This window comes from cyanobacterium endosymbiont of Epithemia turgida isolate EtSB Lake Yunoko (genome assembly GCF_000829235.1).
GTDB lineage: Bacteria > Cyanobacteriota > Cyanobacteriia > Cyanobacteriales > Microcystaceae > Rippkaea.
Genome location: NZ_AP012549.1, coordinates 2,107,431 through 2,129,711, shown reverse-complemented (window position 1 = coordinate 2,129,711; position 22,281 = coordinate 2,107,431). Strand labels below are relative to the sequence as shown.

22 protein-coding genes are annotated in these 22,281 nt (G+C 38.9%); 10 read left to right on the top strand and 12 right to left on the bottom strand.

Annotation, left to right across the window (positions count from 1 at the left end; genetic code table 11):
• Positions 1-376: 376 nt before the first annotated feature.
• The 11 genes from ETSB_RS06670 to cysE form a co-directional block, all read right to left on the bottom strand.
• Entirely contained in the window at positions 377-1,381 is a 1,005-nt protein-coding gene (locus ETSB_RS06670) for a glycosyltransferase family 2 protein (protein ID WP_044107047.1), read from the bottom strand.
• A 20-nt stretch (positions 1,382-1,401) separates the two neighbouring features.
• On the bottom strand, positions 1,402-2,373 hold the full coding sequence (locus ETSB_RS06665; RefSeq protein WP_044107046.1) for a glycosyltransferase family 2 protein: 972 nt from the start codon (positions 2,371-2,373) through the stop codon (positions 1,402-1,404).
• A gap of 206 nt (positions 2,374-2,579) precedes the next feature.
• Positions 2,580-3,281 (bottom strand): hypothetical protein, encoded by a 702-nt coding sequence (locus ETSB_RS06660; protein ID WP_044107045.1) that lies wholly within the window; start codon positions 3,279-3,281, stop codon positions 2,580-2,582.
• Between the two features lie 1,421 nt (positions 3,282-4,702).
• Complete coding sequence (locus ETSB_RS06655; protein ID WP_044107044.1) at positions 4,703-5,107, bottom strand: ArsC/Spx/MgsR family protein; 405 nt, start codon at positions 5,105-5,107, stop codon at positions 4,703-4,705.
• 5 nt (positions 5,108-5,112) lie between these two features.
• On the bottom strand, positions 5,113-5,709 hold the full coding sequence (locus ETSB_RS06650) for a (2Fe-2S) ferredoxin domain-containing protein (RefSeq protein ID WP_044107042.1): 597 nt from the start codon (positions 5,707-5,709) through the stop codon (positions 5,113-5,115).
• Positions 5,710-5,844: 135 nt separating this feature from the next.
• Positions 5,845-6,045 (bottom strand): putative nitrogen fixation protein NifT, encoded by a 201-nt coding sequence (gene nifT, locus ETSB_RS06645; RefSeq protein ID WP_044107041.1) that lies wholly within the window; start codon positions 6,043-6,045, stop codon positions 5,845-5,847.
• A gap of 110 nt (positions 6,046-6,155) precedes the next feature.
• Entirely contained in the window at positions 6,156-6,467 is a 312-nt protein-coding gene (locus tag ETSB_RS06640; RefSeq protein ID WP_044107040.1) for a nitrogen fixation protein NifZ, read from the bottom strand.
• Positions 6,454-7,587 carry a homocitrate synthase gene (gene nifV / locus ETSB_RS06635; protein WP_044107039.1) on the bottom strand — a complete coding sequence of 378 codons (1,134 nt, stop codon included), beginning with the start codon at positions 7,585-7,587 and terminating at the stop codon, positions 6,454-6,456. The genes ETSB_RS06640 and nifV overlap by 14 nt, the downstream gene beginning before the upstream one ends.
• A 51-nt stretch (positions 7,588-7,638) precedes the next feature.
• Positions 7,639-7,851, bottom strand: a complete 213-nt coding sequence (locus tag ETSB_RS06630) for a DUF2949 domain-containing protein (RefSeq protein WP_044107038.1) — start codon at positions 7,849-7,851, stop codon at positions 7,639-7,641.
• A gap of 115 nt (positions 7,852-7,966) precedes the next feature.
• Positions 7,967-8,245, bottom strand: a complete 279-nt coding sequence (locus ETSB_RS06625) for an Asr1405/Asl0597 family protein (protein WP_044107037.1) — start codon at positions 8,243-8,245, stop codon at positions 7,967-7,969.
• Positions 8,246-8,260: 15 nt separating this feature from the next.
• A complete protein-coding gene (gene cysE, locus ETSB_RS06620; RefSeq protein WP_044107036.1) occupies positions 8,261-8,992 on the bottom strand; it encodes a serine O-acetyltransferase in 732 nt (243 codons plus the stop codon).
• A gap of 1,047 nt (positions 8,993-10,039) precedes the next feature.
• On the opposite strand from cysE, the gene nifB reads away from it, so the two are divergent.
• The 4 genes from nifB to ETSB_RS08905 all read left to right on the top strand — a co-directional run bounded on the left by nifB (position 10,040) and on the right by ETSB_RS08905 (position 13,631).
• Complete coding sequence (nifB, locus tag ETSB_RS06615) at positions 10,040-11,491, top strand: nitrogenase cofactor biosynthesis protein NifB (RefSeq protein ID WP_044107035.1); 1,452 nt, start codon at positions 10,040-10,042, stop codon at positions 11,489-11,491.
• Between the two features lie 15 nt (positions 11,492-11,506).
• A complete protein-coding gene (locus ETSB_RS10005) occupies positions 11,507-11,680 on the top strand; it encodes a hypothetical protein (protein ID WP_171816358.1) in 174 nt (57 codons plus the stop codon).
• Between the two features lie 384 nt (positions 11,681-12,064).
• Positions 12,065-13,264 (top strand): cysteine desulfurase NifS, encoded by a 1,200-nt coding sequence (gene nifS, locus ETSB_RS06610; protein WP_044107034.1) that lies wholly within the window; start codon positions 12,065-12,067, stop codon positions 13,262-13,264.
• A 61-nt stretch (positions 13,265-13,325) separates the two neighbouring features.
• Positions 13,326-13,631: an iron-sulfur cluster assembly scaffold protein gene (locus ETSB_RS08905; RefSeq protein WP_232509875.1), complete on the top strand. Its 306-nt coding sequence runs from the start codon at positions 13,326-13,328 to the stop codon at positions 13,629-13,631.
• A 348-nt stretch (positions 13,632-13,979) separates the two neighbouring features.
• On the opposite strand, the gene ETSB_RS09685 is transcribed toward ETSB_RS08905, so the two are convergent.
• Positions 13,980-14,174, bottom strand: coding sequence for a hypothetical protein (locus ETSB_RS09685; RefSeq protein WP_145972248.1), 195 nt, complete (start codon positions 14,172-14,174; stop codon positions 13,980-13,982).
• Between the two features lie 29 nt (positions 14,175-14,203).
• Between ETSB_RS09685 and nifH the strand changes: the two genes are divergently transcribed.
• The 6 genes from nifH (at position 14,204) to nifX (ending at position 22,247) form a co-directional block, all read left to right on the top strand.
• Positions 14,204-15,076, top strand: coding sequence for a nitrogenase iron protein (gene nifH, locus ETSB_RS06600; RefSeq protein ID WP_044107033.1), 873 nt, complete (start codon positions 14,204-14,206; stop codon positions 15,074-15,076).
• Positions 15,077-15,231: 155 nt separating this feature from the next.
• Positions 15,232-16,674 carry a nitrogenase molybdenum-iron protein alpha chain gene (nifD, locus tag ETSB_RS06595; protein WP_044107032.1) on the top strand — a complete coding sequence of 481 codons (1,443 nt, stop codon included), beginning with the start codon at positions 15,232-15,234 and terminating at the stop codon, positions 16,672-16,674.
• A gap of 182 nt (positions 16,675-16,856) precedes the next feature.
• On the top strand, positions 16,857-18,392 hold the full coding sequence (nifK, locus tag ETSB_RS06590; protein WP_044107031.1) for a nitrogenase molybdenum-iron protein subunit beta: 1,536 nt from the start codon (positions 16,857-16,859) through the stop codon (positions 18,390-18,392).
• Positions 18,393-18,877: 485 nt separating this feature from the next.
• On the top strand, positions 18,878-20,290 hold the full coding sequence (nifE, locus tag ETSB_RS06585) for a nitrogenase iron-molybdenum cofactor biosynthesis protein NifE (RefSeq protein WP_044107030.1): 1,413 nt from the start codon (positions 18,878-18,880) through the stop codon (positions 20,288-20,290).
• 86 nt (positions 20,291-20,376) lie between these two features.
• A complete protein-coding gene (gene nifN / locus ETSB_RS06580) occupies positions 20,377-21,759 on the top strand; it encodes a nitrogenase iron-molybdenum cofactor biosynthesis protein NifN (protein ID WP_044107029.1) in 1,383 nt (460 codons plus the stop codon).
• Between the two features lie 62 nt (positions 21,760-21,821).
• Positions 21,822-22,247, top strand: coding sequence for a nitrogen fixation protein NifX (gene nifX, locus ETSB_RS06575; protein WP_044107028.1), 426 nt, complete (start codon positions 21,822-21,824; stop codon positions 22,245-22,247).
• Positions 22,248-22,281 lie beyond the last annotated feature (34 nt).

Below are 22,281 nucleotides of genomic sequence, written 5' to 3'. Positions count from 1 at the left end.
AAATATAACTTTTAGCGCTAACTTGTCAACTTTCAGAAAGTATATACTACTGGAATTAATGTAACTTGTGTAGTATTTTTTGTCACACTTAACCACTTAAACATGTAATAAGGTTACAGGGAGCTCATCTTATCAATCTTGAAAAAAAGAAATTAGATAAAAGCAAGTTTTAAGCCAGTCAATTTAACCATTGATTCGGAACATGGATAGGACGACTGAATACAGAAGGTATTCTCTGATCTTTACAAGTTTTGATATATATATTATTCATCTGCAGATTCTCTTATGGTTTATTAATAATTGGATAATTGTGATTTTGAATAAATATCGAGTGTCCAAATAATCTTTCTGCTCATAATTTAATCCTAAAAAATTGTTATTCTTGGTGGCTACCAATTATTTCTCTTACTCGATAAATTGGACGTTTTTGAGATTCATGATAGGTTCGCATTACTAATTCAGCTAGTAATCCAAAACTCAACAATTGTACCCCAGTCAGCACTAATAATACTGCTAAAATTAGTAAAGGACGATGCCCGATACTTTGCCCCAATACTAATTTTAGAAAGATTAGATAACTCCCTAATGTTATACCTAACATAGTTGAACCAAGTCCAAATAATCCAAAAACATGCATAGGGCGAGTTAAATATTTCTTAATAAAGAAAACTGTTAATAAATCCATAATAACTCGAAAAGTTCGCCCTAACCCATATTTACTTTTACCGTAACGGCGAGGGTGATGGGCAACAGACATCTCCGCAATTTTTGCTCCTTCAATATAGGCTAAAGCCGGTAAAAATCGATGCAATTCACCGTAAAGATTCATGTCAGCAATTAATTCTGAACGATAGGCCTTTAAAGAACATCCATAGTCATGAAGATCTACCCCTGTTACTTTACCAATAACCCAATTAGCAATCTTAGAAGGAAGCAACCGAGTTACTATATTATCTTGTCGATTTTTTCGCCAACCATTAACTAAATCATAACCCTGATTTAACTTATTAATCAATCTTGGAATATCGATAGGATCATTTTGTAAATCTCCATCTAAGGTTACAATTATTTTTCCTTTTGCATATTTAAACCCGGCCGCTATTGCCGGGGTTTGTCCATAATTACGACGTAAAATAATTGCTTTTAAGGTATTAAATTTTTGAGTTAATTCGCTCAAAATCTGAGAGGATTTATCTTGAGAACCATCATCAATACAAATCACTTCATAAGATAAATTACAATCGGCCAAGATTGCAATAGTTCTTACAATTAGTTGTTTAATGCTTTCTTCCTCATTAAAAATAGGAATTACAATTGAAACTTCAGGAATTGAAAATTTCCTATCAAGAGTTAAAGTCTCGGGAGGTAATAAAGGTTTCATCTAGATTCTTTAGGTATAAATTAATTCGATTCTAGTAATGAATTATATAAATATGCCATTCGTTTTACCTCACGACGACCTCTGGCAACCGAGTCTAAAACTATACCACAGGTTAAGCTTAAAAAAGCTAGCAACATCATAGAAGCCGCTAAAATTGCAGTCGGAAATCGAGGAACTAACCCTGTTGCTAAATACTCTCCCAAAATAGGTAACCCTAAAAGAATTGAGATTAAAGCCAGGACAGTAAAAACTAGTCCAAAAAATAAAAATGGTCGTGCTTCTTTGAATAAAAGGATAGCAGTCCCTAGAACTCTCCAACCATCTGTGAAAGTCCTTAACTTACTTTCTGAACCAGGCGGCCTGGACCCATATAATGTATATTCTTCAGCAAAAGGAATTTTTAATTCTAAAGCGTGTACAGTGAATTCAGTTTCTATTTCAAATCCACTCGATAGAGCTGGAAATGATTTAACAAAACGCCGAGAAAAAACACGATATCCTGATAACATATCCTTGAGTTGAGCTCCAAACAGTAGCTTAACTACACCAGTTAAAAAAAGGTTTCCCCCGCGATGGCCCAAACGATAAGCCCCTTTATCTTTGACTGTAGAACGACGTGCACCTACCATCATATCAAGACGGTTTGTAATTAGTTGTTCAATTAGTCCCCTAATAGCAGAAACTTCATAGGTATCATCTCCATCGACTAACACATAAATATCTGCTTCAACATCAGCAAACATTCGCCTAATAACATTTCCTTTTCCTGGTTGGGGTTCACAGCGAATAATGGCTTCGGCGGCGTGGGCTTGTGCTATAGTATCATCAGTAGACCGATTGTCATAGACATAGATCGCCGCTTCTGGTAATTCTTCACGGAACTGTTTCACTACTTGAGCAATTGTTAATTCTTCATTCCGACAGGGAATTAGAACAGCAATTTTGTGATGGGTTGAAGAAAGTTTTGGGGGTTGAACTCTGTGATTTAACATGATTCTTATAATTTTTCAACTTATTTATAAGTATACTTTCACTGTTGATTGAAGTTAAATTTTATGTATTTTTATAATTGGAACTTGGAACTTTATTAGGTTCTTTCTAGAGTGTTTTTGGTGTCTTTTTAAAAAAATAATATCTAGTTGAGCCGAATAATTATTTATTGACTAATGACCCTAACATATTGTTCATCATTTGGGAGCTAACTTCTACGTTGTTGAACCCGATGAGGATGGTGTCTTCGGTATGTTTTTTTACCCTTAACTGCCCCTAGTTCATCACTAACTTGAGTAAAAACATCCCTTCGTAAATAGGGATATTCTCCTAACCAAAGATTATGTTGTGGGAGATAAACATCTGTAATTTTATCAATTCGACTTAGATCTGGCTGTTTTGATAAAACTACTATTTCTGCTATATCTCCAGGGTTAATGACCTGATAAACTCGTTTAAGGGGAGCCTTTATCCTAGCCCTGAACTGTTCGTCATCGCCAACTTCGAGATTAATTCGCCGTTCTCGGTTTTCAATGACGACTAGTTCTCCATGCTTATTGACAGTTTGTTCTTCTCCAACAATTTCTTCTGTGAGATAGATATCTAATACTCGTCCTTGCCAAAATCCACTATAAGGAAAGCGACGATAACTGCTGTTGCGTAAATTTGCCCAGTAAATGGGACTCCACAGCCAATATAGTCCAGCAATAATGTCGAAAATAAGTTTAATCGCTACGCTTCCTGAACCTAGGAGGTTTCCAATTAACCAGAAAATCGTGAGAGCAACCACAGAAATTAATAACCGTCTTAAGACGTCTCGCGCTCTTCCCCAACAAGATGCATATTGTGCTCCCGTTGCAATAGCGGGAATAATTTTATCAAGTGCCTGGTGAGTCAGAGGGATCAACATCTAAGTTTTAATAGTGATTTTGATAATTGGTAAATTATACGATTCCCGAACTAAATTATTAACCTTGAATCGGTTACAAGAATTAAATTATTGTTTAAATCAGGTGATGAACTCAGGAGCAATCCAACTTCTTTTAAAAATAACACTTCATTGAACAATCTATTTCACTTCAATCTAACATTAAAATAGGATTTACTAATTTAGCTTAGTAGTCATTGTTTATATAATGTGTTTTGGAGTATAAAAAAAATAGTTAAAATTCATAATAATGTAATGAATTACACAAAATTATTTTAAGTGTAACTAACATTATCTAAAACTAGATAAATTTTCTACATAACTTCCCCTAAATAGATTGTAAAACTCAATACTTTTCCAGTATTTTGGGATTTACATTATCCTGAAACTTTTTATAAGATGAAAGTAATTAAAGAAAGAGGAATAACTCACTATGTTAGTGACTACTACTTAGATTATTAACCTCCGCAACAACTATATCATTGCTGCTACTAGTCTAATGTTTCTTAACGTAGAATAAACAGAAGTTTTAAAAGAGACAACAATCGTTGAACAAAATTTATATTACGATGGTGCTCCTGATATAAATGCGGAATTAATAATCTATCATAAAAGATTTTATCGTTAGTTATTTCTTTTAAAAAATTGGTAGATAATGACTAATGTAAAGAGTAAGAAAATAAACTTTATAAGGCGAATATTATCTACTAATTTAAAACATTATTTTAGCGTCACAACTTTAAATATTTAATATCAATAACAGTACTGACAAACTTTTATTGTTTAGCACCGCTATTATGTATTTTCTTATTAAGAAGCTTTTTTTATATAAACTTAATATTTAAATAGTTCAACATAATTTTAAAATTTATTTTTCTGAAATTTAACAAAACCTATAGTTATTCTTAAACTTGTTCAACTTTATTTCGTTGAGTTGTTCTATAATTATCTATTTAGATTTCTATGTTGTTTAGAGTGATAATAATAAATTAGTATCTTAATAATTTGAAAACCTCTTATTTTAACTGCACCCTACGATCTCAAAACCTCGGCTCATATAGAACTAGATCGTTGAGTTTTGAAAACCTATATGAAGCTAGATTTTTATCGATTTTTATTAAAATTGTTTTACAGCTAGCTCAGTAGCTTTTAAGTTCTTAAATTTATTCCCAACAAATTCATATAATACACGAACGATCATAGCAGAAAATATCGTAATATATGATTATATTACATATAATCATATATTAGCATAAAGTTTGAAAAAATATATTATTAATTCCCTTAAACCTGTCATTTTCTTCTCAATTATTTTGAATTTATTGGACTGTTTATATTTTTCTTCTTTTAAGAATAAAAGAGATGTGCTAATTTACATCTCTAATAGCTTTTTCAATAATTAATTATTGGTGAATATTAGGACAAGTTTCTAAATCCTCTATTTCTGGACTTAAACTATTTAAACCAATCCAAGAGTCGATTTGTTCCACATCAAATCCTACCTGAAAAACTTCTTCCACTTGAATAAGAGGACGACGAATCAATAGAGGGTCAGCTATCATTAATTCAAGTGCTGTTTTCTCGTCTAATTGTCTTGGAACAATTTCCCCTGACTTAATTCGAGGTGCAGTAGGGTTAAACCATTCTTGAACAGGTCGATTACAAAAAAACGGGCGTAATCTTTCTAAAGTCCAAGAGGTTGTTAACAGGTTATGAACATCCAGGGTATGACCTGCCTTCTGGAGGAGTTTTTTTTGCTTTGTATTGTTAATACAACCGGGTTTTTCATAAAAAATAACATTAGCCATTTTTCTTAGTCCATAGGAGATAAATAATGATCACGGAGAAGGCTTACAATACTCTGCGGTTGGGGGTTGCTGTATTTTTCTTTCCCAGGCATTAAAATCATATTAGGCGCTTTTTTGCAGCGTTTTTGGCAACTTGTTTTTTGGATAGTTACGGAATCTTCTAACCCCAAACGACAGATAGTTTTTTGGAGTTCTTGATAAAGTTCTTCACTACCATTTTTAGCACAATCAGATTTATCACACAAAAGTATTTTCCCTTTTTTTGGACAACTCGATGATAGATTTTGAAAAATTACTGAATAATTTGGGTTTAAATTATCTTTACACTCTAAGCTATAACTCAATCGATTTACTTGAAATGCTTTGAGTTTAAAATCAGTAAAATTGCCCTTAAATTTTTGTATTCCTATAACCTGAATCCAGTCACCAACAACTAAACTATACGCTAAAGAACTCCGTAATTCTTTATTCAATTTAATATGTAACTCTTTGCTATGGAGCATTGATCGCAGGGACTTTAATCGGCCATTGGGTTTGTTGACAAATCCAATGAATTGACACTCTAATCGAAATGGTAAAGTTTGGTAATGCACTGAATCCATGACTAAATCCTAAATAATTAAAGAACAACGAGGTAAGAGGGAAGAACAGACATTTTTACTTCTTTCTCCTGCCCCTTACTTTTCGCATTCTCTAAAGAAGTTAACTCCGTTTTATTCTTCAAAAACTAACAGTAATTAAAGCTTTGTCGCTTCCATAGTTTGAGGTAACTTAGTATCATCGGTTAAGGTAGGAAACTTTAAATCCCAACCATTAGCTAAGGTTAGAATTCTTCCCTCATCTGCGGGGGTCTCGTTAACCACTACTTCCTCTAAGTCCTTTTTAGGAACGTAGACAGATAAACTGCCCGTATCATTACGACTTAAAATAACTTTCATGAAATTACTCCTGATAACAAAGAATGACAATCTCAATACAAATCTAGAAGGCAGAATTATAACAGTTCATCTCATCAATGGTTATAATTCCAACTTTTTTGGTGTATTAGTTAATAGCTACTCATTTCCGCCTTACGACGTTCGAGGGTTTGAGGATCCTCAGCTGATTCTAATTCCTTGTAGCGACACCCTACAACAAAACCACTATCAATAAAGTGCACTGCATAAATATAATAACTCTGTAGATAGGTTCCAATACTAACTATATAACCAACATCACCCTTTTTCGCTAAAGTTTGTCCAAGTTCTTTACCCGGAAATGTTCCATCGTTACGAATCATTTTCCGTAAACGGACTTTTTCCTCCATTTGAAAAACTGGAGGATCATTTAATTCAATTTCGCCAGGATTATATAATCCCATGAGATATTCTCCTATTAGGTACTAAATTAAGTAATTCATCTACTGTTAAACTTCGTTTCATCTGAACTGACAAACTGCGCACTGCATCTAAGACAAATTGGGCTTCTTCAGGATCTAAAGTAATGCCATGTTGTTTCAGCAAATTAGCAACTAGATGTCGTCCAGAATGTTTACCTACAACCAATTGTCTTTGCCAACCGATCTCCTCTGGGGAAAAAGGTTCATAGGTTTGGGGATTTTCAAGAACTCCGTGGGCGTGGATACCTGATTCATGGGCAAAGGCATTATCTCCTACTATAGCTTTCCAAGGAGGAAGAGTGTGACCCGAGGCAGCAATGACTAACTGAGATAATTCCCTTAAATAACAAGTATTAACGCCTAAATCTACCTGATAGAGGTACTTTAGAGACATAATTATCTCTTCTAAAGCCGCATTTCCTGCACGTTCTCCTAACCCATTAACGGTAGTATTTACCGAAGTAGCTCCCGCTTGGAGTCCAGCTAAAGCATTAGCTGTAGCCAAGCCAAAGTCGTTATGGGTATGTATCTCTACAGGAATTGATAACTCTTTGACTAAGTTTCCAACTTTTTGGGTAGTGGTGACAGGATTGAGAATACCTACCGTATCGCAAAATCGAAAACGAGATGCTCCCCATTCCTGAGCAGCGCTGGCAATCTCTAGCAAAAATTCTTCTGAAGCTCTAGAGGAATCTTCTGCTCCTACAGAAACAAACAGACCATTATCCAGGGCAAATTTGAGGGTGTTCTCTAGACAGGCAAAAACTAGAAAGCGATCACCCTTGAACTTAGTTTGAATTTGCACCTCAGACACGGGAACGGAGATATGAACTCGTTTGAGTCCACAAGTAAGGGAAGCTTCCACATCGGAGCGGACTGCCCGATTCCAACCTAATAAGTCGGCCTTCAAACCTAACTGGGTGATCGCCGTAATAGCTTCCGCTTCACTTCCTCCCATAGCCGGAATCCCTACTTCCAATTCGGGAATACCCATAAGATCCATCAAGCTAGCTAAAGATATTTTTTCTTCAGGAGTGAAAACAATACCAGCTGCCTGTTCTCCATCTCTGAGGGTGGTATCATTAATGTAAGTTTTATCCATGGCTTAATGTCTCGACAACTATAGGTAAGAACTTGCTACAATGGTAGGTAGTCAAGGGAACTGGAATTGAATCTGAGCATCAAGCCAATCCCAAATTCTTTGAAGTTGTCCTCTAGAAATCAACCCATATTGCCATAGCAACATAGGAATAGGATCTCCTGGTTGTCTGCGATTGTTTATAGCAACCGCCAGGTCATCGGAGGAAAGAGATAGTTCTTGTTGTAAAAATTGAGTAAATTCGTTAGAGATTGAATGGTTTTCCATGACAGCACTAAAACAACTAGTTATCCAACAATCAGCCAGCCAGCGGAGCCAGGTCTCAACGAGTTAAGGGCGTAAAAAACAAGACGGAAAGGCGACAAGGTTGAAAAAAATATCCTCAACTATTGTAGAATTGAGCAGAAGGAGTGTCAGGTGCTTCCCAGCAGCGACTAAGCCACTCCACTAATTCTCTACGGGAGGCATTCGTTTGGTAGACAGTGCTGCGCAAAAGAATGGCATCAATGCCGTGTTGAATTTCTACCCACAAAGATCCGTCATCGGGACACCAACAAGGGATCATTAGCTCTTCAAGGCGCCGATGGAGTAGCCAGCGTTCACATCGAGAAACTTGCGCAACTTGGCTGATTAACGCGTCGGGATGAGATGATCTAATCATAATGGTAGAATAGGGTTAGGATAGGTTTTGTATCTTTTGTTCCAATCGCTCAATTCGGTCCAACAAGTTTCGAATAATTTGGGCTTCTACATCCGGCAATTTGCTATGTTCCAAGGGACAGTCACGACCAATGCGGGAAATAATACGACCCGGCACACCAACTACAGTACAGTCACTGGGAACATCTCTTAAAACAATTGAACCAGCTCCGATACGAACATAATCACCAATGATAATATTCCCTAAAACTTTAGCTCCTGCACCCACTACCACGTTATTGCCGAGAGTAGGATGACGTTTACCAAGTTCTTTCCCCGTCCCGCCGAGGGTAACATCTTGATAAATTAGACAATAATCACCAACAACAGCAGTTTCCCCAATAACCACCCCCATGCCGTGGTCGATGAATACTCCTTGTCCGAGAGTCGCCCCTGGATGAATTTCAATACCTGTAAAAAATCTCCCTAAATGGGATAAAAAGCGTGGTAAAAAGGGCACTCCATAATGCCACAGCCAATGGGAAATACGATGTAAGACTAGGGCGTGCAACCCTGGATAACAATATAGCACTTCCAGCCAGTTGCGGGCAGCTGGATCACGGGCAAAAATTATTTGAAAATCTTCCCAAAGAACCTTCAAAGGTAGTTGAGTCGGGTGGGAAGCTGTCGACAAAGTCGTTACCGAGACATTTAGAGAATTATCTCGACTTTCAGAACGGCTGTCTCTAAGCGGTATGGATCCAAACATTGAATTCCGTGATTCTATATAGACCTAGTTGTTATGCTTATACCAAGTTACCCTGAACCCTCCAATACAATCTGGGTAAATCAATCTAATCAACATTGATTATTTGTGTACTCAAAGTTTTAAAACCTTTATATTATAAGTATTTGCATCATTATTATTTTTTTTTTGAGTATAGGGTACTACTATTTTTGGTACACTGTTCATGTATTTATAGATATGGGTTAAAGCATTTATGTACTCAATCTAAACATCAATCAGAGTAAGGATTTAAACTCTATAGAAAGAAAATTTCAAGACCTCATCTAAAGAACTCAATAATTGATCGTTAGTTAACAGTTAAATCCCTTATTTCATAAGGGATTTAAGGATTTTGATGTACAAAAGTTAGGATAGACATGAGTTGATGTCAGCTTTACCTTAAAAAAGTGTTACTTTAGATACAGAATCGAATTCCGTGATAACACTGGAAAAGCTTTATAACGCTTACTCCATCCAGTCTTTTGTAATAGAGGAGTGAAGAAAAAATAGGAGAAGACCTAAACATACGAAGAAAATAGCAAAGCAGAGAAAATATATTAATTTTTGCTAAAGAGTTTACTATCTTTTGTTTTCGATAGAAGGTACTTGAGTGCAAAAACATAAAAAAATTACGGAGAATTTAATTGTCCCAAAACACTACTAGCTCCTTCTCCGGTAATGATTTTGCATTGAGTGCATAAATGCTCGTATCCCCAAAAAAAAATACCTATACGCAATACTAAAAATACTAGGACCATAACCCCCAAAAAAAACACAAAAAGTACTAACCTGGTGTGTAGAGAGAGCTTCAGTATTTGAGTACTTTGTGATAAATTTAATAAATCCCAACTCGGACATCTGCATCAAGAACTGCTAGAGGAAGTGGTATAACTTGCATAGATGCCAAGGACGAAAATTCATCGTTTTTGACTATCGTCGTGATAAGTTCCAGCAAGTGACTGAATCACCAAATGTTCTTAGAAATGTTCTTAAGTCATTTTTTAGCCACCCCTTACTCCACGGAATTCGATGTTACAATCAACTGGTTTAACTAACTCTGACTCATCGGCAACCAAAACAGCAACCCTGTCTACCACAAGAGCTTCTGGGCCTTGTGGCTGTGACTCCTCTACTTCTCAGGTTGTTCCTAAAAACATTCAGGAACGGATTGCTAAACACCCTTGCTATAGTGAGGACGCACACCATCACTATGCAAGATTACACGTGGCAGTTGCCCCTGCTTGCAACATTCAATGTAACTATTGTAATCGCAAGTACGATTGCGCCAACGAAAGCCGTCCGGGAGTAGTTAGTGAAGTTCTAATCCCCGAAGAAGCCGCCCACAAGGCTCTAGTCATTGCTGGAAAGATTCCTCAAATGACAGTACTGGGTATTGCAGGTCCCGGCGACCCCTTGGCGAATCCTAAACATACTTTCCGTACCTTTGAACTAGTAGCTGAGCAAGCCCCCGATATTAAATTATGTTTGTCAAGCAACGGCTTGATGTTGACAGAGTATATTGATAAAATCAAAGAATTGAAAATCGATCATGTTACCCTAACTATTAATATGATTGATCCCGAGATTGGAGAAAAAATCTATCCTTGGGTGCGTTACAATCGCAAACGTTATAAGGGAATTGAAGGAGTCAGAATTCTCCACGAGAAACAGATGGAGGCTCTAGAGGCCCTTAGAGAGGCAGACATCCTTTGCAAAGTTAACTCGGTTATGATTCCTGGAGTTAACGACCAACACCTGGCAGAAGTTAACAAAGTTATTCGTTCTAAAGGTGCATTTATTCATAATATTATGCCTTTAATAAGTGCGCCTGAACATGGTACCCACTTTGGTTTGACCGGACAACGCGGTCCTAGTCCCAAAGAACTTAAAGCAGTTCAAGATAGTTGTTCTGGCAACATGAGAATGATGCGTCACTGTCGTCAATGTCGGGCAGATGCAGTAGGACTCTTAGGGGAAGACCGTTCTCAGGAATTCACCAAAGATAAATTTCTCGAGATGAAGCCTGAATATGATTTAGCTGCCCGCCAGAAAGTCCACGAAGGTATCGAAAAATTCACCGCCGAAGTAAAAGCCTCTAAAGCTGCTAAAACACTCAAAAAAGGTCCTAAGATTCTTGTAGCAGTAGCAACAAAAGGGAATCGATTAGTAAACCAACACTTTGGTCACGCTAAAGAATTTCAGATATTTGAAGTTGATGGTGCAGATGTTAAATTCGTAGCCCATCGCAAAGTAGACCATTATTGTCAAGCTGGATACGGAGAGGAAGCGACTCTTGAACATATCATCAAAGCTATTGCTGATTGCAAAGGAGTGCTCGCTTCCAAGATTGGTCTTTGTCCTCAAAAAGAGTTGCGTAAGGCTGGGTTAGAACCTTTTGAAGCTTACGATGTTATCGACAAAGTAGCCCTAGATTTCTATGAGCAGTTTATGAAGTCTAAAGAATTAATGGGAGTGTTGTAGTAAATGATGAATTCTATGAAGAGCACTCCTGTGGAAGCTTCTAGCGTTTTCTCGGTAACTTCAGGTCATCAATTCGATAATGACGCTCCAAATACCTGCTATAGTTGCGTCGATGACTACAATATTCCCCCCTGTGCGGGATTTTCACGAGATTATAGCTGTTTACCCAACTTAGGCAACACCCGGTAAAACTAAATAAAACAAGGGTAGTGTCATGAGTTATGCTATAACATAAATATCTGGATGTGTTATCTGTCATCGTTATAGTGTTAGATGTCCAACTAATGCTATCTTCTCCGACAAAAGTATCTTGCTCATTGACTCTACCACTTGTGGCTATTATCGAGGCTACTATAGAAACTTTTAGTATGCTTATGCTGAATTACTGGAAGGATTGCTTCAGTCGTTACCAAACTTCATTAAAATGGCTCAAGACCAAATAAGGTCAATGTCTATTCAAACTCTTTATTCCAAGGCGTAATTAAGATTTAACTGAGATTTTAACGTCTGCTTCCTGTCCTCGACTTAACTGCTAGTTGCTCGAACACAGAATTTATTTATGGGTACCTTGCGATGAAAGACTGTGTATATCTTGACAATAACGCTACTACACAAGTTGACGAAGAAGTTCTTGCAGCTATGCTGCCCTATTTAACCCTCTATTATGGTAACCCCTCTAGTATGCACACCTTTGGTAGGCAGGTAGGGCTTGCAGTTAAAACCGGTAGAGAACAAGTTGCTTCTTTGTTAGGTGCGGAACCTTCTGAGATCGTTTTTACTAGTTGTGGGACTGAAGGAGATAATGCCGCCATTCATGCTGCTCTTCTCGCTCAACCCAACAAACGTCACATTATTACTAGTAGGGTTGAACATCCGGCAGTTCTTAATCTTTGCAAAAGTTTGGAACGTAAAGACTATACTGTTACTTATCTATCGGTTGATAATCAAGGGCAGTTAGATATTTCAGAGTTTGAGGCATCTCTAACCAAAAACACAGCGTTAGTCACACTGATGTATGCTAATAATGAAACTGGCGTTATTTTTCCCATAGAACACATTGGGCAACTGTCCAAAAAATACGGAGCAATATTTCATGTTGATGCGGTGCAGGCAGTAGGAAAAATTCCCCTCAATATGTGTAAAAGCAGCATTGATATGTTGACTCTTTCTGGTCATAAAATTCATGCTCCCAAAGGAATTGGTGCTCTATATGTGCGTCGTGGCACAAGATTTCACCCTTTACTGATTGGTGGGCAGCAGGAAAGAGGCCGTCGTGGAGGAACTGAAAATGTTCCTGGTATTATCGCCCTAGGAAAAGCGGCTGAGTTAGCTGAGTCTCATCTTATGGGAAGCGGGGAGAAAGAATTACGAGATTATTTAGAACAAACTATACTGACAACCATTCCTGATACCGTGCTTAATGGTCATGCAGTGCAAAGGCTTCCCAACACCTCAAATATTGGCTTTAAATTCGTTGAAGGAGAAGCTATTCTCTTATCCCTAAATCAACATGGAATTTATGCCTCCTCTGGTTCTGCTTGTACCTCCGGGTCCTTAGAACCGTCTCATGTATTGCGAGCAATGGGAGTTCCCCATACGTTGCTTCACGGCTCCATTCGCTTTAGTTTGTCTCGTTTTACCACTCATGATCAAATACAGAAGGTACTTAAAGTACTGCCAGAAAATATTGATCGCCTCCGTGCCTTGTCTTCGTGGACTAGCGATGATGCCAGTTTGCTTGTCGAACGAAAACAGACAGCCTTAACTAAGTAGTGGATATTCACTAAACAAAATTATTATCAACAAATATCAACGATTTACGCAGGAAAAGACAATGTTGGACTACACGGACAAAGTCATGGAATTCTTTCACAATCCTCGAAATCAGGGAACGATTACGAAGAAAAAGTCGGGGGAGGCTATTACAGATGACATTTTAGCTGAAGCTGAAATTGTGCAAGAACAAACCATAGCAGTAGAAGCAATAGAAGTTGCAATATCTAAGTCCAAAATTGCCCATACCACATTTTTAACAAATCTGCAAAAAATCACCTTTATTAAAAAGACTCTTGAAGAAGAAGTTAAGCCAGCCTTAGCACAAGATGGAGGGGATGTAGACTTAATTTATAGACTTATTTGATCTAGAGTTAGTCAAAGTCACTCTCAAAGAAGCCTGTGGTTCTCGTGCGAGCAGTGCAGCCACCCCAAAAATACAATTGAGTCCAAATATCATATCTTTCCAGAATTAGTCGTCGTTTCTGTATAACAACATAGAATAAACTATCAACGATTTATTTATTATCAACTACCCCAAAAAAAGCCCATGTCATTAATTCAAAAAGGTCGAGAGCGATCTCCACCATAGGCATCGCTTCTCGCGCCGGACGTTTAGAAATAGCCGACCATCAAGGATGGTCACGAACGAGTGTTGTTTATCTACTTGCTCATGACACAGCCATGGTTAGGTTTGGTTTAAATCTCTACAACGTCACCCCGTGAGTGAAGTTTTATAGCTTTTGCTCTTCTCGGGGGAAGCTTTTCTTAACCAAGAGTTAGCTTCTATAGTGGAAGAAATCCCAGCCCTGACGTAAAGATTAAGGGTTCGATGGGACATCCCGCAGCTAACGATCAGTTGGCGACCCATTTTTACGTCAGAAACGGTCAAAACTTCCCTAGTGTACACACTTATTGTCTAACAAGCGAGAGTCAACAATGCGTCAAATTGCATTTTACGGAAAAGGCGGTATCGGTAAGTCTACTACTTCTCAAAATACCCTAGCTGCACTCGGCGAAAACAACCGTATTATGATTGTTGGTTGTGACCCCAAAGCAGATTCTACCCGTTTGATGTTACACACCAAAGCACAAACCACTATTCTTCACTTAGCAGCAGAACGGGGAACCGTTGAAGATATCGAACTTGAAGAAGTATTGCTTGAAGGATACAAAGGAATCAAATGTGTTGAGTCTGGTGGTCCTGAGCCTGGAGTTGGATGTGCTGGTCGTGGGATCATCACTGCTATCAACTTTCTTGAAGAAGAAGGTGCTTATGAAAATCTAGACTTCGTATCCTATGACGTATTAGGAGACGTTGTTTGTGGTGGTTTCGCTATGCCTATCCGTGAAGGAAAAGCACAAGAAATCTACATCGTTACTTCTGGGGAAATGATGGCGATGTATGCTGCTAACAACATCGCTCGTGGGATTCTTAAATATGCTCACACCGGTGGAGTTCGTTTAGGCGGTTTAATCTGTAACAGTCGTAACGTTAACTGTGAAGCTGAGTTGATTGAAGAATTGGCTCGTCGTCTTGGCACTCAAATGATTCACTTTGTACCTCGTTCTAAGCAAGTACAAGAAGCTGAATTACGTCGTATGACTGTTATCGAATACTCACCTGATCACCCTCAGGCTGATGAATACCGTCAACTAGCTAGAAAAATCGAGAATAACAAAAACTTGGTAATTCCTACTCCTATCTCCATGGAAGAACTCGAAACCTTATTGGTTGACTTCGGTATTCTTGGTGGTGATGAGGAGTATCAGAAAGCTATTCAAGCTGACCAAAAAGTAACCCAAGCTTAGTTTCGCTTAGTTGGAATAGAGGAACACCAAGGCAAAAGTAGATAGAAAATAGTAATCAGGGGAACAACTATTAACTATTAATTCACAATTAATCCTTTTGCCTTCCCTCTTTTTTCGATAATTTCTAATACTTTACTACTCTACAGAGGAACATCATGGCAACAGTAGAAGAGAATAAGAAGCTTATTAAGGATGTCTTATCGACATACCCTGAGAAAACCGCTAAAAAACGTGAGAAGCACCTCAACGTCTACGAAGAAGGTAAAGATGATTGTGGAGTCAAGTCCAACAAACAATCCCTACCCGGTGTAATGACCACTCGTGGGTGTGCTTACGCTGGATCAAAAGGGGTGGTTTGGGGTCCTATTAAGGATATGATCCACATCTCCCATGGTCCCGTTGGTTGTGGTTACTATTCCTGGTCTGGTCGTCGTAACTACTATATTGGAACTACTGGAGTCGATACCTTCGGCACCATGAACTTTACCTCCGATTTCCAAGAACGGGATATCGTTTTTGGTGGAGACAAAAAGCTCAGTAAAATCGTTGATGAAATAGAAGAGTTATTTCCCCTCAATGGTGGTATTTCTGTTCAGTCAGAATGTCCCGTTGGATTAATCGGAGATGACATTGAATCTGTTGCTCGTGCTAAGAGTAAAGAAATCGGAAAATCGGTTGTTCCTGTTCGTTGTGAAGGATTCCGTGGAGTTTCTCAATCCTTAGGACACCACATCGCTAACGACATGATCCGTGACTGGGTTTTCCCCGCGGCGGACAAAGAGAACGCAGAATCAGGATTTGAAAGTACTCCTTATGACGTTGCCATCATTGGTGACTACAACATTGGTGGAGATGCTTGGTCTAGCCGTATTCTTCTTGAAGAAATCGGACTTCGCGTTGTGGCTCAGTGGTCTGGTGATGGTACTTTCACTGAAATGAAAGCCACTCCCAACGTTAAGTTGAATCTCATCCACTGCTACCGTTCCATGAACTACATCAGTCGTCATATGGAAGAAAAATACGGTATTCCCTGGTTAGAGTATAATTTCTTTGGACCTACCAAGATTGCTGAATCTTTACGCACCATTGCTGAACGTTTTGATGATACTATTCGAGCGAAAGCTGAAGAAGTGATCAAAAAGTATCAAAAACAGTGTGATGACGTCCTGGCAAAGTACCGTCCTCGTTTAGAAGGTAAAACTGTCATGATGATGGTTGGTGGACTACGCCCTCGTCACGTTGTTCCCGCTTTTCAAGACTTAGGTATGAAGATGATCGGAACTGGGTATGAGTTTGCCCATGGTGATGACTACAAACGTACAACTGAGTATGTTGATGATGCGACCCTCATCTATGATGATGCGACCGCTTATGAATTCGAAGAATTCGTCAAAAAACTTAAGCCTGATTTAGTAGCTTCTGGAGTCAAAGAGAAGTACGTCTTCCAAAAGATGGCTCTTCCCTTCCGTCAAATGCACTCTTGGGATTACTCAGGACCTTACCACGGTTATGATGGTTTTGCTATCTTCGCCCGTGACATGGACTTAGCCCTTAACAGTCCTACTTGGGGATTAGTTGGCACCCCTTGGAATAAATAAAGAGATAAAAAGAGACACGAAAGAAGGCATGGGGGACTAAAAAAAAGACGAGAGAGTAGGGATATTTTCTTCCATACCTCTCCAACGCCCCCTCTCTTTGTAAAGTGTGCCAATTGATCGATATTCAACCCTACCCATATATCGATATTCAACCCTACCCATATCAGGAGTTACCAAACAAAATGGCTCAGAATGTAGATAACATTAAAGATCACGTTGATCTATTCCACCAGCCTGAGTACAAAGAACTGTTTGAAAATAAGAAACAGTTTGAAGGAATGCCTTCTGCGGAAAAAGTTCAAGAAATTGCTGAGTGGACAAAAACTTGGGAATACCGCGAAAAAAACTTTGCCCGTGAAGCTCTAACGGTAAACCCCGCTAAGGCTTGTCAACCTATTGGTGCTTTATTAGCCGCCGTCGGTTTTGAAGGAACTCTTCCTTTCGTTCATGGTTCTCAGGGGTGTGTGGCTTATTTCCGTACCCACTTAACTCGTCACTTTAAGGAGCCTGTTAGTGCTGTTTCTTCTTCCATGACTGAAAACGCTGCTGTTTTCGGTGGATTGAAAAACATGATTGAGGGTTTACTGAACGCTTACACCCTTTATAAGCCCAAAATGATTGCTGTCTGTACTACTTGTATGGCAGAAGTAATTGGTGATGACTTGGGTGCATTTGTCGAAACTGCTCGTCAGGATGGTTCTATCCCTCAAGATTTTCCCGTGCCTTACGCTCATACTCCCAGTTTTGTGGGTTCCCACATCACCGGTTATGACAGCATGATGAAAGCTATCCTGTCCACCTTAACTAAAGGCAAGAAAAAAGGAACTACCAACGGAACCATAAACTTCATTCCTGGGTTTGAGACCTACATGGGAAATCTTCGTCAACTCAAAAGCTTGACGGCTGCCATGGGGATAAATGCTACTATTCTAGGTGACACCGAAATGTACCTTGATTCTCCCAACTTAGGGGAGTTCAAAATGTACCAAGAAGGAACACCTTTAGATGTTGCTGCTGAATCCATTAATGCTGAAGCAACTGTTCTTCTTCAAACTTATACCACTACTAAGACTGCTGAGTATATTGAAAAAGAGTGGCAGCAAAAGTGCTTTAAATATCTTCCTTGGGGTGTTAAAGGTACTGATAAGTTCTTGATGGGCTTATCAGAACTTACCGGAAATCCTATCCCCAAAGAACTTGAAATTGCTCGTGGACGTGCAGTTGACGCAATGACTGATACCCAAGCTTGGGTACACGGTAAGCGTGCTGCAGTTTACGGAGATCCCGACCTAGTGATGGGCTTGTTACAGTTCATGTTAGAAATGGGTATCGAACCTGTTCATGTTTTGGTTCATAATAGTACTAAGGAATTTGAAGCTGACGCTAAAGCTCTTCTAAAATCTAATCCCTTCGGACAACAAGCTACTGTTTGGGCTGGTAAGGACTTATGGCATCTTCGTTCTTTACTGTTCACTGAACCTGTTGATTTCTTAATTGGTAATTCTTACGCCAAGTATCTTGAGCGTGATACCAAGATTCCTTTAATCCGTATAGGATATCCTATTTTTGATCGCCACCATTTACATCGCTATTCCACCATTGGGTATGAAGGTGCTATCAACCTACTTAACTGGATTGCTAATGGGCTTCTTGAAGCGTTAGATCGTAAGACTGACACTCCTTCTGTAACGGATATTTCTTTCGATTTAGTTCGTTAATTACATAAAAGTCTGAAAAGAAGAGAGATCTAGGAAGATTAAGGGAGGAATCCCTCTCCCTCTCTCCTTCCTTTTTCAGATAGATATGGTAAAAAAATTACGGTAACTTGAAATTATTATTTCTTAAACTTTTAGCAAATTTTGAGTTCGGTTCTTTCTCTACGAAGTCAAACAGGCTAAAATCACTCATGCTATCTATGGGTTGGTTCCCTATACCTGTTCCTTTGACCGGGATATTTTTGTATTTAGACATATTCTGACTTACTTATATTCTTTTGTTGTAGAAACTCAAACCTAAATAGAGATAGAATTTGTGACTTATACATCGGAGCTCTCACCTATCTTACCGATGTCTATGCTGAAGATGCAGATAAAGGTGTTTTTTGGTAAGAAAGCAAAAGGCAGTAGCTCGATTTCATACTCATCCACTCACCCACTCTTATACTAAGACTAGTCATTGGTAACAAGAATAGGCGGCAATTAACATGAAACTTACGAAAGGCAAAATCTCGGAACTACTTACCCAACCTGGTTGCGAACATAACCATAACAAGGAAGGTCCAGTAAAAAACAAATCCTGTAAACAACAAGCTAAACCTGGGGCGGCTCAGGGAGGTTGTGCCTTTGACGGAGCGTCTATCGCTTTAGTTCCTATCACAGATGCGGCTCATTTGGTTCACGGTTCTATCGCTTGTTCGGGTAATAGCTGGAATAGTCGCGGCAGTCTCAGCAGTGGACCGATGACCTATAAAATGGGATTTACCACGGATATATCAGAAAATGATGTTATTTTTGGGGGCGAAAAAAAGCTTTATAAGGCGATCGCTCGATTGGTAAAACGCTATAATCCAGCAGCTGTTTTTGTCTATTCTACTTGTGTTACTGCTTTAATTGGGGATGATTTGGATGCAGTTTGTAAAGCCGCTACGGCTAAGTATAAAACCCCTGTTATTCCTGTTCATTCCCCTGGTTTTGTGGGTAGTAAAAACCTAGGAAATCGTCTCGGCGGAGACGCATTGTTGCAATACGTTGTCGGAACCCGTGAGCCAGAATATACTACTGATTATGATATCAATTTGATTGGGGAATATAACGTTGCCGGGGAAATGTGGGGTGTTTTGCCTCTATTTGAGAAAGTCGGTATTCGAGTGATGGCAAAAATCACAGGGGATGCACGTTATGAAGAAGTGTGTTATTCCCATCGCGCCAAACTCAATGTAATGATTTGCTCCAAAGCTTTAATTAACATGGCGACAGCAATGGAGGAACGTTACAACATTCCTTATATTGAGGAGTCATTTTACGGCATTGTAGACATGAATCGTTGTTTACGCAATATCGCCGCAAAATTGGGCAATCTTGCTTTGCAAGAACGGGTTGAAGAATTGATTAAAACTGAAACTGAGCAGTTAGATAAAGCATTAGTCCCTTATCGTAATCGCCTTAAGGGTAAGCGAATGGTTCTCTACACTGGAGGAGTCAAAAGTTGGTCTATTGTCTCTGCAGCACAAGATTTAGGAATAGAAGTAGTGGCAACCAGCACTAAGAAGAGTACAGAGGAAGATAAAGCAAAAATTAGGCAACTTTTAGGCAAAGACGGTATTATGCTTCAAGATGGTAATGCAACGGAGCTATTACAGGTTATAGAACAAACGAATGCAGATTTATTGGTAGCAGGGGGTCGAAATCAATATACTGCACTCAAAGCGAGGATACCTTTTTTAGATATTAACCAAGAACGTCATCATCCTTATGCGGGCTATGTAGGAATGATTGAAATGGCTAGGGAATTAGACGAAGCAGTGCACAGTCCTATTTGGCAACAGGTTCGTAAACCGGCTCCTTGGGAAATTTGGCAGCAGGAACACGAAGGACTACTCAATCTCGAAGCGGAATAGGGAATAGTAAAGAGGAAAGTTCTCCAACCAGCTAGTAACTACTAACCATCAACGCTTAACTATCACATGCTTAACTTTTAACTAAAATGACCACTGTTGTTAATGCCAACAAATCTCTGTCTGTCAATCCCCTCAAAATGAGTCAACCATTGGGCGCTTCCTTAGCATTTTTGGGATTAAAGGGAATGATGCCTTTGTTTCACGGGGCTCAAGGCTGTGCCGCGTTTGCCAAGGTTGTCCTAGTACGTCATTTCCGTGAAGCTATTCCCTTATCAACCACCGCTATGACGGAGGTAACGACTATCTTAGGAGGCGAGGAAAACGTTGAACAGGCAATTTTAACCATTGTTGAGAACAATAACCCTGATATTATTGGGTTGCTCACCACGGGGCTAACAGAGACGCGTGGGGATGATATGAAACGCATTCTCAAAACTATTCGGGAACGTCACCCAGAACTGAACAATTTGCCTATCGTTTATGTTTCTACCCCGGATTATAACGGCTCTTTACAAGATGGTTTTGCCTCTGCGGTAGAGCAGATTGTCACCTTAGATTACAATTCCTTCCCTGGAAAATCTTCTATCAGTTCGGTAGTCTATCCCCAACCTCAGGTTAATATTTTGCCTGGTTCTTTTGTCTCTCCAGGAGATATGGAAGAAATCAAGGAAATTGTTGAAGCATTTGGCTTGACCCCTTTAGCTATTCCCGATTTATCGAGATCTCTTGATGGACATCTTGAAGATGGATACCAAACTATCACTGGAGGGGGAACAACAGTTGCTCAGTTAAGATCATTGCCTCGTTCAAGTTTTACCCTAGCAGTTGGGGAAAGTATGCGCGGAGCAGCTAAAATATTAGAGGAACGTTTCGGTACAAAGTATGAAGTCTTCCCTCGCTTAGCTGGTCTAGAAGCGGTTGATAGCTTCTTGTGGCGTTTGTCTCAAATTGTTACTTCTCGCTGCGACCACCATTTCCCCATTATTCCTAATATCCCTGCGTTATTTCAACGCCAACGCTGTCAACTTCAAGATACTATCCTCGATACCCATTTTTATTTTGGAGGTAAAAAGATAGCTTTAGCTCTTGAACCAGATTTACTCTATCAAACTGCTTGGTTACTTAATGATATGGGTGCTAAGGTTTACGCGGCAGTTACTACCACTAAGTCCTCAATTTTGGAAGATTTACCTATCGGTACTGTTACCATTGGTGACTTAGAAGACTTAGAGGATTTGGCAGTTGAATCGGATTTAATTATTACCAATTCCCATGGAACTGCTTTAGCGGAACGCTTAAATACTCCCTTATATCGTATGGGATATCCAGTCTTTGATCAATTAGGTAATGGTCAACGGTGTTTAGTTGGATACCGTGGAACAATGCGGTTTCTGTTCGATGTTGGCAATATTTTGTTAAATGAAGAAGCTAACACCCCTCATTATCTATCAGTCTTGAGTCATAATTAATCTCTTTGATTAATGGCTTTTCAAATAATTTATTTTATTTCAGTTCTAAGAGGAGGACTACCATGAAAGTTGCATTTACTACCAGTGATAGGGTTCATATCAATGCCCATTTTGGTTGGGCGAAGGAAATTGACGTTTATGACGTTACACCTGAAGGGTTCAGTTTTGACAAAACTTTAGAATTTTCAGGAGACTTACAAGAAGATGGAAATGAGGATAAAATAACCCCGAAACTTGAAGCCATAAAAGGATGTACTATTATCTATGTTGCGGCTATTGGTGGTAGTGCAGCAGCTCGATTGATTCGCAGCAATGTTACCCCAGTTAAAGCCAGGAGTGAGTCAGAAACTATTGAGGAATTGCTAACAGAATTAGTCAAAACCTTAAAGGGAAATCCTCCTCCCTGGTTACGCAAAGTTCTTCAACAAGAGTCTAAACCTTTTAACTTAGAAGATGAAGACGAAGAGGGAATTGTAATTAATAGTTAATAGTTTTGAGTTCATTCAATTGTTAATCGTTAAT